Origin of the sequence: Proteus sp. GOKU (assembly GCF_015475555.1) — a bacterium.
In the GTDB taxonomy this organism is placed as follows: Bacteria; Pseudomonadota; Gammaproteobacteria; order Enterobacterales; family Enterobacteriaceae; genus Proteus; species Proteus mirabilis_B.
Genome location: NZ_CP034105.1, coordinates 3,651,571 through 3,665,743, shown reverse-complemented (window position 1 = coordinate 3,665,743; position 14,173 = coordinate 3,651,571). Strand labels below are relative to the sequence as shown.

General features: G+C 34.8%; 16 protein-coding genes. 4 read left to right on the top strand and 12 right to left on the bottom strand.

What is annotated here, in order from left to right; genetic code table 11:
• Nucleotides 1-179 precede the first annotated feature (179 nt).
• The 5 genes from EHE21_RS16750 to EHE21_RS16730 form a co-directional block, all read right to left on the bottom strand.
• Nucleotides 180-479 (bottom strand): helix-turn-helix domain-containing protein, encoded by a 300-nt coding sequence (locus tag EHE21_RS16750; RefSeq protein ID WP_075673532.1) that lies wholly within the window; start codon nt 477-479, stop codon nt 180-182.
• Nucleotides 451-825 carry a type II toxin-antitoxin system RelE/ParE family toxin gene (locus tag EHE21_RS16745; protein ID WP_194951315.1) on the bottom strand — a complete coding sequence of 125 codons (375 nt, stop codon included), beginning with the start codon at nt 823-825 and terminating at the stop codon, nt 451-453. Before EHE21_RS16745 ends, EHE21_RS16750 begins: the two co-directional genes overlap by 29 nt.
• A 182-nt stretch (nt 826-1,007) precedes the next feature.
• Nucleotides 1,008-4,085 (bottom strand): MexW/MexI family multidrug efflux RND transporter permease subunit, encoded by a 3,078-nt coding sequence (locus EHE21_RS16740; protein WP_194951314.1) that lies wholly within the window; start codon nt 4,083-4,085, stop codon nt 1,008-1,010.
• A 12-nt stretch (nt 4,086-4,097) separates the two neighbouring features.
• Nucleotides 4,098-5,204, bottom strand: coding sequence for an efflux RND transporter periplasmic adaptor subunit (locus EHE21_RS16735; protein WP_194951313.1), 1,107 nt, complete (start codon nt 5,202-5,204; stop codon nt 4,098-4,100).
• Between the two features lie 45 nt (nt 5,205-5,249).
• Complete coding sequence (locus EHE21_RS16730) at nt 5,250-5,672, bottom strand: DoxX family protein (protein WP_194951312.1); 423 nt, start codon at nt 5,670-5,672, stop codon at nt 5,250-5,252.
• A gap of 117 nt (nt 5,673-5,789) precedes the next feature.
• Between EHE21_RS16730 and soxR the strand changes: the two genes are divergently transcribed.
• A complete protein-coding gene (gene soxR, locus EHE21_RS16725; protein WP_075673527.1) occupies nt 5,790-6,239 on the top strand; it encodes a redox-sensitive transcriptional activator SoxR in 450 nt (149 codons plus the stop codon).
• A gap of 6 nt (nt 6,240-6,245) precedes the next feature.
• Here soxR and EHE21_RS16720 read toward each other — a convergent pair whose 3' ends face one another.
• Genes EHE21_RS16720 through EHE21_RS16690 form a run of 7 tightly spaced genes read right to left on the bottom strand, consistent with a single transcriptional unit; the run spans nt 6,246 to nt 10,341 of the window.
• Nucleotides 6,246-6,683, bottom strand: coding sequence for a hypothetical protein (locus EHE21_RS16720; protein WP_228766707.1), 438 nt, complete (start codon nt 6,681-6,683; stop codon nt 6,246-6,248).
• Nucleotides 6,667-7,362 carry a type III secretion protein gene (locus tag EHE21_RS16715; RefSeq protein WP_194951311.1) on the bottom strand — a complete coding sequence of 232 codons (696 nt, stop codon included), beginning with the start codon at nt 7,360-7,362 and terminating at the stop codon, nt 6,667-6,669. The genes EHE21_RS16720 and EHE21_RS16715 overlap by 17 nt, the downstream gene beginning before the upstream one ends.
• Nucleotides 7,343-7,906, bottom strand: coding sequence for a type III secretion protein (locus EHE21_RS16710; RefSeq protein WP_194951310.1), 564 nt, complete (start codon nt 7,904-7,906; stop codon nt 7,343-7,345). Before EHE21_RS16710 ends, EHE21_RS16715 begins: the two co-directional genes overlap by 20 nt.
• The gene (gene sctJ, locus EHE21_RS16705; protein WP_194951309.1) at nt 7,887-8,648 is read right to left on the bottom strand and encodes a type III secretion system inner membrane ring lipoprotein SctJ; all 762 of its coding nucleotides are present in this window, start codon (nt 8,646-8,648) and stop codon (nt 7,887-7,889) included. Before sctJ ends, EHE21_RS16710 begins: the two co-directional genes overlap by 20 nt.
• Nucleotides 8,649-8,650: 2 nt before the next feature.
• A complete protein-coding gene (gene sctI / locus EHE21_RS16700; RefSeq protein ID WP_194951308.1) occupies nt 8,651-8,935 on the bottom strand; it encodes a type III secretion system inner rod subunit SctI in 285 nt (94 codons plus the stop codon).
• Between the two features lie 23 nt (nt 8,936-8,958).
• Complete coding sequence (locus EHE21_RS16695) at nt 8,959-9,213, bottom strand: EscF/YscF/HrpA family type III secretion system needle major subunit (protein ID WP_194951307.1); 255 nt, start codon at nt 9,211-9,213, stop codon at nt 8,959-8,961.
• Nucleotides 9,214-9,264: 51 nt separating this feature from the next.
• Nucleotides 9,265-10,341 carry a PrgH/EprH family type III secretion apparatus protein gene (locus EHE21_RS16690; RefSeq protein WP_194951306.1) on the bottom strand — a complete coding sequence of 359 codons (1,077 nt, stop codon included), beginning with the start codon at nt 10,339-10,341 and terminating at the stop codon, nt 9,265-9,267.
• A gap of 296 nt (nt 10,342-10,637) precedes the next feature.
• On the opposite strand from EHE21_RS16690, the gene EHE21_RS16685 reads away from it, so the two are divergent.
• From EHE21_RS16685 to sctW, 3 genes are read left to right on the top strand one after another with little or no spacing between them, the layout of a single operon-like run.
• On the top strand, nt 10,638-11,393 hold the full coding sequence (locus EHE21_RS16685) for a helix-turn-helix domain-containing protein (protein ID WP_194951305.1): 756 nt from the start codon (nt 10,638-10,640) through the stop codon (nt 11,391-11,393).
• The gene (sctC, locus tag EHE21_RS16680; protein WP_194951304.1) at nt 11,377-13,089 is read left to right on the top strand and encodes a type III secretion system outer membrane ring subunit SctC; all 1,713 of its coding nucleotides are present in this window, start codon (nt 11,377-11,379) and stop codon (nt 13,087-13,089) included. The genes EHE21_RS16685 and sctC overlap by 17 nt, the downstream gene beginning before the upstream one ends.
• A gap of 4 nt (nt 13,090-13,093) precedes the next feature.
• Complete coding sequence (gene sctW, locus EHE21_RS16675; protein ID WP_194951303.1) at nt 13,094-14,170, top strand: type III secretion system gatekeeper subunit SctW; 1,077 nt, start codon at nt 13,094-13,096, stop codon at nt 14,168-14,170.
• Nucleotides 14,171-14,173: the final 3 nt, after the last annotated feature.

The following is a 14,173-nucleotide window of genomic DNA, read 5'->3' as shown; positions in this document are numbered from 1 at the left end:
AGTGTTTCTATTTTTTTAAATATAAAAATCACGATATGATATTATTATACTATGATTTCATTTAACGATTTTTTTCAAAACAGATCTGAGTTTATCTTGATAACTTTAAAGATAAAATCCCCATTGCATTCACAATGGGGATTGGTTTTACGACATGACTGCTTTTTATTTATCTAAATTTAAAGATGAAATACACGACCTTCACCAGTAGGTAATTCAATTGTTAAGCTAAGCTTACCGCCTAAAGCTTCAACATAGCGTTTTAATGTTGCCAGTTTTAGATCGTTACCTCTTTGCTCTATCTGGGTAATCGCAGGTTGAGAAATTCCTAGGTGAGTAGCAAGTTCTCTTTGTGAAATATTTAACTCTTCTCTTAAGATTTGCAGCCCTGTTTCTAATATCAATTCATCAGCCATTTTTTTTATACGTTCTTGGCTTTCAGGAGAACGTTCAGCGATAGCTTGTTGAAGTGTTTTCATTGTCTTCTCTTATTGATAAAAGATATGAGGTAAACTCTCGATCCGCTATATGGATCATCGTTTGGTAAAATTTCTTATTGTTAGCTTTATTTCCTGCACATAACACAATGGCTTTTCTAGTTGGATCAAACGCAAAAAATATTCGTATAGGCTTCCCTATGTGTTGTATCCGGAGCTCTTTCATATTGGGATATTTTGAACCTTTGATGTTATCAGCATGGGGTCTTGGTAACCTAGGTCCATAAACCTCCAGATTCTGTAAGGCTGCTAAAATTCGTTCTTGTAACTCGCTACTTTGCTCTGATAACCAAGAATCAAAATTATTTGTAAGTAATACATTCCACACAGTTCACCTCATATAAGTTATAGCTTATTTTTAGAGTAATAAGCTACAACTTATATTTCAATACTCGTCAGAGTAGCAAGGTAGTGTTTATTTTTCAAAGTATTCCCATTAATAAATAAAATCCCCATTGCATTCACAATGGGGATTGGTTTTACGACATGACTGCTTTTTATTTTTTATTTTTACTGCTCACCGACTTGCTGTAACTGTTTTTGACGCTCAGTTTGAGCACTGATTTGATGGTTTCTAGCCAAGAAACTGTACATTGTTGGTAACACGAATAGGGTAAACAGTGTGCCGACTAACATACCTGACACAATAATCAGCCCTAATCCATAGCGACTATTAGCACCTGCACCACTGGCAAATAACAGAGGAATAAGTCCAATCACCATTGCTGCCGTTGTCATTAAAACAGGGCGCAGTCGGATTTTTGCAGCTTCAATAATGGCATCACGACGGTTTAGATTTTTATGAACTTGTAATTCATTAGCGAATTCCACCATTAAAATACCGTGCTTACTGATAAGCCCTATTAGTGTGACTAAACCAATTTGAGTGTAGATATTTAGCGTCACCATCCCTAAAGCGAGAGGAACTAATGCGCCGCAAATTGATAGCGGTACAGTAATTAAGATAATCAAAGGATCAACCAAACTTTCATACTGTGCCGCTAACACTAAATAAATAATGATAAGCGCGGCAATAAAGGCGAAGACTAACGTATTTCCTTCTTGAGTGAATTGGCGAGAATCAGATTGCCAATCATGGCTAAAGCCCGCAGGTAATGAATCTGCCACAGTTTCAAGAAACGCAACGGCTTGTCCCATCGTGACACCAGGTGCGGGGATCGCTTGGAAAATAGCGGCGTTTTGTTGATTAAACTGTGTCAGTTTATTGGGTTCAACTTGAGTCGTAATATTCACAACTGTTGATAATGGGATCAAAACATTATCTTGAGTACGAATATAGTGCCCAGCAAGTGCAGCTGGTGTTAAACGTTGGTGGCGTACACTTTGTGGAATAACATCATAAGAGCGACCATCCATACCAAAGCGGTTGATATAGTGTTCACCAACTAAGAGTGAGAGTGATTCACCAATATCCTGCATACGAATACCCAAACTATTGGCCTTAGCTCTGTCTATGGCAACTTGAACGACAGGATTGTTGTAATCTAAATCGCTATCCACCACGACAAACAAACCACTTTCTCTTGCTTGCTGTTTAATGTTTTCCATTGTTTCAAATAGAACGGGATAACCTAACGGGCTACGTAAAACCATTTGTACAGGTAATCCACCTACCGAGCCGGGTAAAGAAGCTAATTGGAAAGCAAAAATACTAGTACCTTCAACATTATTGACGCGGTTTTGTAAGTCGGCTTGAATTTGATCTGCATTGCGATCGCGGAGATCCCAACCATCAAAGTTAATACCACCAAAGCTAGCTGAAGGCCCATCTGTACCGTTAATTATCCAAGTGCTGTCTGTTTCAGGCAGACTCATATAAATTTCATCAAGCTTCTGATTAAAGCGCTCAGCATAAGCAAGATTTGCATGTTGCGGTGCTTTTACGGCAGTTAAGACACTCGCCTGATCTTCTGAAGGAGCCAGTTCTTGTTTTGTCTGACTATACAAAAACGGCAAGCTGACAAACACAGCTAAGGCAAAAACAATGGTTAACCAGCGATTAGCTAAAGAAAAATTGAGTACGTAACCATAATAATGAGCCAGTTTATCAAAGACATATTCGGCTATTTTAGCCATTCTGCCTTCATTTTCTTTTGGTTTTAACATTAACGAGCTCATCACTGGCGATAAGGTTAATGCCACAATACCGGATACAATCACACTACCTGCCAATGTTATGGCAAATTCTTTAAATAATGCCCCCGTTAATCCAGCCATCAAGCCAATAGGAGCATAAACGGCGGCTAATGTGATCGTCATTGCAATAACAGGGCCGGCAACTTCTCTCGCACCGACTAAAGCGGCTTGAACAGGCGATAACCCTTCTTCAATATGGCGATGGACGTTTTCAACAACCACTATCGCATCATCCACAACTAATCCGATTGCTAAAACCATTGCCAGTAGAGTGAGCAAGTTAATACTAAAACCAAAGGCAAGCATTAAACCGGCGGCACCTAACATCGATAATGGAATAGCAAGCACAGGAATAAGAACAGAGCGGAACGATCCCAAACAGAGATAAATAACTGCAATAACAATTAAAATAGCTTCAATTAAGGTTTGTACGACTTGGTTAATAGAGGCTTTGATAAAACGTGAGGTTTCAAATGCCAGTTCTACATCGACACTAGGAGGTAAGGTTTTTTCAATATCGATAAGATGATCTCTAATACCATCAACAATGACTAATGGATTCCCCGTTGGTGTCGGAAATAGACCTAAGAATACGGCTTTTTTACCATTCATAATACCGCTGGTTTCAGTAGCCGCAGCACCTAATTCGACAGTGCCGACATCACGTAAACGTACAAGATTATTGCCATCATTAATGATAACCATGTCTTTAAATTCTTCGACATTAGTGAGATCAGTATTGACATAAACGTTGGCAATCACAAATTCGCCTTCAACTTTCCCAGGGGCGGCTTGATAGTTATTACGACGTACTGCATTTGCGACATCGCTTGCCGTTAAATTACGACCAGCCAGTTTATCTGTATCTAACCACAAGCGCATCGCCAATTGTTGCCCACCAAAAACCTGTACTTTAGCAACACCATTGATGGATGAGAACATCGGTTCCACAACACGAGAAAGGTAGTCAGTGAGTTCAGGGATAGAAAGCTGCTCACTTGAAAATCCGACATAAGCTACCGCTGTAGATTCTCCTGATGAAAGCTCAATAACAGGATCATAAGCTTGTTCTGGCAACTTATAACGAACTTGATTTACCTTCGCCATTACCTGCGTTAAGGCCTGAGTTGGATCACGGTTTAATTCCATTCTGACGGTGACTAAGCTTTTTCCTTGAACAGACGAAGAGGAAATATAATCAACGCCCTCAACAGAGGAAACAGCTTGAGTAATCGGTTGTGTCACAAATCCTTGCATCAGTTCAGATGATGCTCCGGGATAATCTGTTGCAATCGTAATAGTGGAATTTTGCAACATAGGGTACTGGCGAATTGGCAATTTACTGAACGCAAATGCGCCCAGTAAAAAAATCAGTGTGCTAACAACTAATGCCAAAACAGGGCGCCGAACAAAAATATCGGTAAACTTCATTATTAACTCCCGTTATGGTTTAGTCGTCGCTGATTGAGCTAGCGTTAATGTATCTTGCTCAATAGGTTCAATTGAGATGCCATCACTTAACTTAATTTGTCCTGATGAAACAATTTGATCCCCAAGGGCTAAGCCCTCTTTTATTTCGATCATGCCGTTGTAGCGCAATCCAACTTTCACAGAGACACGCTTAGCGATAAGGTTTTTTTGATTGTCAGACTGCGCTACAAACACGGTATCTCCATAAGCAGTATAAGTGACTGCTGTTTCTGGTACGGTTAATACCATAGGACTATCTGGAGAGGTAACTTGTACACGAGCAAACATGCCCGCTTTTAATTTGTTATCGGTATTAGGTAAAACAGCTTGTACTTGTACAGTACGAGAAGGGCCAATAAGAGGATCGATGGCATTAATAGAACCTGTAAATACCATTTCAGGATAAGCATCGACTTCGATATTGATTGGCTGTTTTGTTGAAATTTTTGGTGCTGCTTGTTCATCAAGTGAAAAATTGAGTTTTAAATGGCTCGCATCGACAAGTGAAGCTACACGTTCACCTGCATTAAGGTATTGGCCTTCATGAACAAGTTTTATTCCGACAATGCCATCAAAAGGCGCTTTTATTGCTTTTTGTGCAATTCGCGCTTTTACTTCGCGAATGGATGCGGCAATCATATCGCGCTCAGATAACGTACTGTCTAATTGCGCGGCAGCTGCGACATTTTTACTATAAAGCTGTCTTGTTCGGGAATAGAGTTTATCCGCGTTAGTTAATTGCGCTTGTAAGCGTAATAACTCGGCTTGTTCAGGCTCATCATTTAATTTAGCTAAAACTTGGCCTGCTTTAACAGTTTGCCCTGACTCAAAATTAATCACAGCAATTCGACCATTGGTTTCAGCGGCTAAATAAACTTGGCGTGCAGCTTCTAATTCTCCAACACCTTGCATATTGTTTGGTAATTTTGATGATTGTACGGTTGCTAATGCCACTTTCGTGGGTGGGTAAGCAAATTGCTGTGTTGCATCTTCATCAGATGACGTAGTTGCATAAACCGCAGCACCTGCACTGAGTAAAAAGAGTGAGGCACATATCGTAATAGTAAGTTTTTTATTCATTTTATTGCCGATCCCATAGTGAAAGTTTTTATATTTCTTATCGTTTTATGCGTTAGTTTTTTTCCATAACGCTCTGAAATGACTTGCCATTGCTGTAGTGATTAATCCACCAATAACAGCGAGATGTTCTATCGCAAAAAACATCGACAACATGGCCTTATCTCCCGTCATATTCCAAAAAGTATGAACAATCACGATAGTTAAAAATAAAAAGAGAGCTAAAGCGCCAGCACCTAGCCATAAATAGCGATCGAAAAGCACTAAAAGTGAGCCACAAAGTAAAACGATCGCGGTGGCAATATTAAAAAACCAATCCGGAGTTAATCCTGCTGCACGCATTTCAGCCAAACTATTTTGGTAATCAAAAACCTTGGCAAAGCCAGAGGAGAGAAACAAAACAAGAATGAGTAATCTGGCGATCAGCCACATAGAGCGACTTTCGAGAATACGTGCAATTGAATTAGGCATTCATTTGACCTCAACATTCTTAAAAAATAAAAGTCAGCATCCCACTGACTTGACTTAATTTGAGGAGGGGACTATAAAACCTCAAGTTAAGTTGAGGTCAAGAGGAAAAAATAAAAAATGAAAAAAGAAAAAATAGATTTCAATAGAGCACTTACTGTCGGTGAGGTAGCAAAACGAAGTGGTGTTGCAATTTCAACGTTACATTTTTATGAAGAAAAAGGGTTGATAGAAAGCTATCGAAGTGCAGGTAATCAGCGCCGTTACCCACCAGTTGTATTGCGTTATGTGGCGATTATAAAAGCCGCGCAAAGTACAGGTATTCCGTTAAAAGAAATTCAGGAAATACTAGGAAAATATCCGCCAAATAGTAAATTGACCGCAGAACAATGGCACGAAATATCAACGGATTGGAAAGTAAGGTTAGATGAAAGGATCCGCCGCCTTAAGAGACTACGTAATGGATTAGATCACTGTATTGGTTGTGGTTGCTTATCGTTAAGTGACTGCCCATTACGTAATCCTGATGATATTTTAGGTGAGAAAGGTGCGGGAGCTCAGATCCTCTAATTTCCGTTAAAACGAAAATGAAGCGCTGTCAGGTTTAAAAAATTCCTCATAGTCTTCTTGGTTATCGTTCATACCTAATAAATCAAGAGTAAATTGATGATAAAAACCTTGATAAGAAAGAAGTGAAACTAACGCCTGATTAATTATCTCTTTATTGTCGCTATTTTCTAATTCGCTCGCTTGGCGTGCATAGATTAATAGTGCGACTTGGCGCTTCTCTTTTAAGGTTTGGTTATTTTCATTTTTGACATCAAATTGATTCAATAACGCTAGTACATCTTTGACACTATTAATGTTGGAGTCTTTTAATAATTGATAAAAAGAAGAATTCAATATGGCCATTAAAGGATCTGATTTTTTATTGATGATATGTTTTGGTGAAGGTGAAGAAGCTTGTGGTTCATACAACGCTTGTGACTTTAAAGTATCAATCTTCATCATCATTGTTCTCACTAGAGATGTTACTTTGAGAGGAAATATTATCGAATACATCGAATGTATTAATATATTTCAGTAGAGTTTCTTTAATTTCTTGAGTAAAAATAGGTTGGTAAGATTCAGTATAAGGGCGATGGAATTGAGCCTTGAGATCATCAATTAATAGAGTGGGATCAAAAAAAGTAATTTGATCACCCGCATGGACAGCAATTGTTTTACTTTCATGAGAGATCAATTCAATATCAAGCTTATTGAGCTTCTTTTCAAGATAACTGCGTAATGTTGCAGGGATATCGAGCGTAATTTTTTTCTCTGAAGGTATTGTTGATATTAAGCGGTGTGTAAGTTCAGTTTGAATTTCAGGGGAGTCAAAAAGTTGAGCAATGGTTGCCGTTAATTGTTCTCTTTGCTGAAACTCATATTGTGTCAGTTTCTCTTGATATTGAACTACGAAATTTAAGATATCCCCTAATAATGCCTGTAACCCTGTTCTATAAGCTTGGGTTGCTATCTCTTTACTATGTTCTTCTAGTTTATGATTAAAATCGCGAATTATTTTTTTTGCCGTGTGTTTGGCTGCTAGTTCTGTTTTATAAATATTATCAAGTTGTCGAACATAGCGAGCTCGTATTAATACACCTTCACAAGTGTATGTTAAAAGATCTTCAGGCAGAGAGCGCAGCATAATCGAGTACCAAAAGAAAAAGTGAACGAGATAAGAAAAGTGATTGAGGTAATTCAATCGATGAGGATTGTGGTGCAAAAAGAAATGTAAAGCGCTGAGCAAGTGCAATTGAAATTGAATTAATAAAATCAAATAGCAATTGATAGCCGATATTTATTGGTGCTCTATTTTCTAGAGAAATAGTCATCTTTTTATCAATATTTAAAACAGGATAAAGAGATAAAAACGCTTTTAATTGAGGTTCTAGTTGATAGTAATTACCAGATAATAAAAGCGTTTCTCTAGAGTACAAATAGCCTAAAAATAGAGCACAACGGGGAAGTAATACCCAATGAGTAAAAATTTTTTCTACAATAATATCGATATCACAATCTAGCTGATTAATAAGTTCATATTGCTGAATTAATTGGCGATTAGCTAATTTTTGCCAGATTATACTCTCTTTATTTGAAGCCAATACGTTGTAATCTGTATGAAGATAACTCAGTGGTTCATACATTACATTGGATATCATTTCGAATTGCTCAGAAGTTAGATTTGTCATTATTCTCTTCCTTCTGTGTTTTTCTGCGTCGGAATATTATCAATAAAACTGTAATGATGATGGCGATAACCATCAATAATAAGCTTAGAAATAACCAAGAACTAAGAAATGAATCAGAGCTATTTTGATAAAGTTGATTATTTATTATGTTGAACTTATTAATATTTCGTGGATACAACAAGACGGTAATATTATCCTCATTCATATCGTTAAAGGCATTATGAATAAAAGCACGAACATCTTCACTTAGCTGATCATTATCAAGCATCCCCTCTTCATAAAAAACTAATGCTGAAGCGTGAGGTGTCGGAATAATTCGCTCAGTAGGAGAGATGGGATAGCTAACATGAACTCTAGCATCAATAATATGATCAATAGTGAGTAATGATTGTTCTAATCGCTGCTCAATAGCGGAAATTAAGCGTGCTTTTTCGGCTTGTGGAGATGATACCAATGCATCAGATGGAAATAATTGAGTCACTTCAATTCGAGATAATGTGGGTAATTGATATTCCTCTAAAATTTGAATCGCAACTCCCATATCTTCTTTTTTAACAGAAATATCAAATAACCCTTTCCCTAATGCTTTACGAGTACTAGTTATTTGGTGCTTTTGTAAAACCGCTTGAATTTCCGTTGCCTGTCTTTGATCCAAATTAGTGAGTAGTGATTGATCTTTACAACCACTTAATAATGGAAACAGGCAACATAATAACGCCAATAACAAATATCGTATTTTCATTACTATTGAGCCTTGAGTAATGTTTCGACAATATTCAGTGACTTTCTAGCCAAAGTACTCGCTAAATTCATTGTAATTGTATAGTCATTAAGTGTGGTTTGCAGCTTGGTATAACTTTGAACATCACTTAATTGACTTAATGTTGTTAGTTTTTCTTGGATCTGTTTTTCATACTGAAAGCCGCTTGTCACAGTGTTAATCATCATTGACGATAAATTATTATCACTATCGCTGTTATCATTTGGCAGTGTTGCTAAATGAACGGGAACAACAGGGGTAATTGCCATATATAATCTCCATTAAATAAAAATCAACGCATATTCCCGATAATGCTCATTGCCAAGTCTTTCACAACTTTAATCGACGTTGATTGTGCATTACGCGTAATATTATATTCAGCGAGCTTGGCTTGATAATCAGCTAAGGCAGCCGCATTTGATGTATCTGCTTTTAATGCATCTAATGCAACTTTTAGTGCATCACTTTGTTTTTTTACCGGCTCTTGAAAATAATCATCAATTTTATCAATAGAGCTGACATCATCGGCAACAGGATAGGCTGGCATAATATTATTCCTCTAATTTCAATTCTAATTTACTGCTTATAAATATCACTATTAGCCTTGAGGAAAATAGCGATGTTGATTATCTAGAAAAATATATCCACGATCTTCTTGTAAAATCGCTTTATTTTTCAACATTGGATTACTTATATTTTCACGGTAAAAGATAAATTTTCTTCCAAAAATAGCCGTTTGTTTTTTGATATAAGTATCAAGTTTTTCTTTGTTTTTCCTCTCTAATAAATCATCAAAAATAAAGACGAAGCCATTGTTTTTTTCTTCAATGGTATAACCTATTGTTTTAGTTAGTTCTAATTTGTTTACATCATTAATGATGCTTGGAATTGAAATCTCTTTAATTGTAGGGGAACAATTTTCTGAAAAGTGATTATTTATGGCATCAATGATTTTTAGTTTTTCATTATCATTATGATAAATGAAATTAACAATGGGCTTGGTTTTATCTTTTAAAATTAAATGTATTTTTTTATGATTATTTTCAATCACTAAATTTTCTATTTTTGCTTTGTCTATATAAAAAACTTTATTTTTTGAGTTGTTGTTTTCTTTTGAGATGATGTAGGAATCATCAAAAATACAATAATATCCATTTTTTCCTTGGAAACCTTTAAAATTTAGACTTTTTGATACGACAGGTGTGATTATTTTTTCTGTTGATTTATTTATATAATATATAAATATTATAAGAAGTGGAATTGTTAACATTAATGTCATGAATATCTTTTTACCAGAGATCAATCTCTTCTTATTTTTTTTAAAGTAAGATGGGTTAAGAGGTAGGTCATTTCTATTACTAACTAAAAAGATAGGAATATCATTGGAATATACAGGTTCATTTAGTGGTAATGTATATTCGTTATCCACTTCTTCTGATATGAAACTACTCTCAATTATATATTTGTTATTTTCACTATTATTTTCATCAAGTATAATGGCGAGCTTTTTTTTACATTCCTTATTATCACAAGGAATGTAAAGCACCGATTTTTCATTTTTTTCTTTATTATCATTGGTTTCTTCATTTTGTAAAAAAAATGAGTAATGATTAGGCGGTAAAGGAACAACTGCTCCTTTTAATGGGCCAGAAAGAATATAAATGTAATACAACATAGATTTAGCCTAATGATAAAATGTTATTAATTCACAATGTAAATATAGTTTAGTGAAATAGTCATTGAATTTCTTTTAAAAAAAAGCACATGTTTTTTATTTGATAGTGGGTATTGATATATTACTAGTACTTTTTTTAAATAATAAACAGAAAAAATTTGTTATTCATCTTTATAGTTAATAATTAGTAATATTATTGTAATGTTATATAAGATGAAAACATAAGAATAAGTTTGTTGATAGTTTGCTATCTTTAACTTTTTATTATTTAACAAGAATAAGGTAAGGTGTTTTTTATGTTAATAAATGATATAAAAATAAGTGGTGATAAAAATATATTGCTGGGAAATTCATTGTTCTTTTGTATTCCTCTGAAGAATGATTTTCCAGTGAAAATATATGATGAAAAAAAGACTAAAATTATAAAAGGAAGGGCTTTTATTTATAATTCAAAAAATGAAGATGTTATTTTCCAATCTGAAAATCAGTCATGGAAAATTGAGAAACGATCATTTTTTATTTGTGCAAGATTATTAGCATTTATTGATTATGCACGTGATTTTTCCAAAATGACGGCAATAGGATCCGAATTTGATATTAATCAGCAGGTTTTTTATATAGAAGATACTAATAAATCCCTAGAATACGTACTAATAAATGAAGCAATAAAAGCAGAAAGCCAATTAGAGCCTCTATTTGTCACAATAAGACATAGTGAAAGTTATTGGCTTATTTTACATCTCATTAGTTATTTAGATGAGAAGAAAAGTAATATTGCACAAATTGGAGAGCGATATGGGGTATCAGGTACACATTTTAGACGACTGTGTAAACGCTATTTAGGCAATTGTGGAAAAAGTCAATTACGTTCATGGCGTGCGGCATCTTCCATTTTAACCACGCTATCAACTGATGAATCATTAACACAAATTGCCGTCGATAATGGATTTAGTTCAGCGTCTCATTTCTCAAATGAAATCAAAACGCTATTTGGTATTACACCAACAGAATTTCGTCGAATTGGTCAGCATCTTTATGAAAATAAAAAATAAGATTTATTGTGTCATTGGGCTAGTACTTTGTTGTGGCTTTTCTTTTCAAATTCAAGCTGCACAAGGAAAGGTTATCTATACACATCAGGTAAAAAAGCCTGATGTGTTTATCGCTGTTGATACTCGGGTAGAACAATTCTTTCTTGTGCTATCAGATAAATTAAATAAACCTTTTATTCTAAGTAGTGCTGTAAAAAAAGAGAGAGTAACCGGAAATTTTGATATTTCTTCACCAGAGGAAGCATTTGAATTGATGGTGAAACGTTTGTCATTACTCTATTTTAATGATGGAAAATCAATCTATATTTATGAGAGCAGTGAGATTTTACAAGAACTCTTTCAGGTAAAAAACATAGGTTTAATCGAGCTAAAAGAATATTTACAAGATGTGGGATTATACGATCCCCGTTATCCGTTACGTGCTGGTCGAGACCAACGTACTTTTTATATTTCTGGTCCTCCTGTTTATATTAAATTAGTCAAAGCTGCCGCTGAGTTTTTGGATAATGATGTACAAGAGCAAATTAATGAAAATACAAATAACCAAGTACCAGTGGGAAGTTCTCGTTATGGTGATGAATTTGTACAGATATTTCCATTAAAAAATACTTTTGTACAAGACAGAACTTATACCTTACGTGATGAAAAAGTGGTATTACCTGGAATTACTTCTGTTTTACAGCAGTTATTTATGACCTCTAAAGAAATAAAAAGAACAGCAGTGGAACCTCATCAAACGCTAGAAAATAACGATAGTCAGGAATACGATGAAGCGATAAATGGTATTGAAGAAACTAATACTCCAATTATAACTAAAGTAGGGCAATATAACGTCGAATTAGTGCCATTACCGGGTTCAAATAGTCTTTTAGTGAAAACAAGTCGAGAAGGATTGGTATTAATAGGTTCTCTCATTGCTCAATTAGATAAACCCAAAAGACAAGTCGAATTGTCATTATGGATAATAGATATTTCTAAGAGTAAAGCAGATAGTTTAGGTGTTAATTGGCAAGCAAGTTATGGTTCAGGCAAAGGCAGTTTCTTTTTTAATACGGCAAGTTTGAGTGCTGCATCTGGCTTTAATTTTTTGGGTAAAATTAAAGCATTGAGTGAAGATGGCGAAGCTCAAATGGTCTCTCGCCCAATATTATTAACACAAGAAAACACCCCTGCTATTTTTGATAATAACACAACTTTTTATACTCAAATAAAAGGTGAACGCGTTGCTTCATTAGAATCAACAACATTTGGCACAATGATTAGTGTATTACCACGTATTGGTAATTCAAATAAAGATATTGAGATGATCATTAATCTTGAAGATGGCGCAGAAAAAAAAGATGACAATGGTGATGATGAAAGTGTTGAAAAACTGCCAGTGATTAACCGTACAAATATTAGTACGGTTGCTCGAGTTTCGGAAGGTGGAAGCTTACTAATTGGTGGGTATACACGAGAAGATAATGTGAAAGCAGAAAATAGAGTTCCTTTTTTAGGTGCTATTCCTTTAATTGGTCGAGCATTCAGATATGAATCTGACAATAATAAAAAAATGATCCGTATATTTATGCTACAACCCCGTTTATTAGAAAAAACGCAGACCGAATCTTTAGGATCTGTTACTGAAAATCCATTTGAACCAATGGATAAAAAAACATCTCAGGCATTAAAACAACTTCAGGCTTTTATGAGGTAATATCATGATTGGGCCAATTAATACCTCTACTTCAACCCATTCTGCACCTAGTAATATTGGTAAAAAAATCCAACAAGAAACGGAATATAAGCAGCCTAAAATTAATGAAAATCAAAACTATCAAAATCAATTAATAGAGATATCTGATGATATGTCTATGGTTGCAACTCTTTTCTCGCAACGTTTTGGTCAACAATTAGATAAAAAGGCGAATAGAGGGCAAAGCACATTATATATTGCAGAAGAGGGTGCTGATAAAAAATTAGATAAAGTAATGATGTTATTTAGGAAATCAGGGCGAAGTTTGCAAGAATTACTTCAATACTTACGTAAAATGTTCCCCGATGAAAGTGATCTCGTGATGGTTTTGCGAGAATTACTCAGGAAAAAAAAACTAGGCGCACAATTAAATGCAGGAATTGAGAATGAGATAAATAATCTACTCGAAGGTGAGAATGGCAAGCAAATCCGAGCAGGCATTAATATTGCTTTACAAGCAAAAGCATTTGCTAAATTACTTTCTCTCGATGCTTCAACATTAAGAAATCTTTATCGTAGCTATATTAATCTAGAACTTGAACCTATTTATTTTTTTAAAATGTGGGTTGAAGAATATGATCTTAAACAATGCACTATTATTTTGAGTTTTTTAACGCAAAGCTTAATTTGTGATATGCAATCACTTACGCCAAGTTGCTCTCAAAGTTCAGAGTTTGGTTATCTTCTTGAGAGAGTTAACAAATTACGTACTTTATATAGCTTTATAGAAATAAATATAAAAAAATTAGAAATAAGCGATTTAAAAAATAAGATAGCTGAAAAAGATCTTTATCAATTGATTTTTCACGGTATGACATTTCCTGATGAAATGGAAAAGTATTTAATTTCCCTTTTGGAAAATGAGTGGCTTAATTATTTAATTAATATAAAAATGAAATTATTACAAGGGATAAAAACAATGTTCAATGAATATCCGAGTTCATTGTATTTATCTGATGATTTTAGAGATGAATGCCAAATAATTATGCAGAAATTTATAGATAATCACCTTCGATTAGAACAATATCAACAGAGAAAATAAATA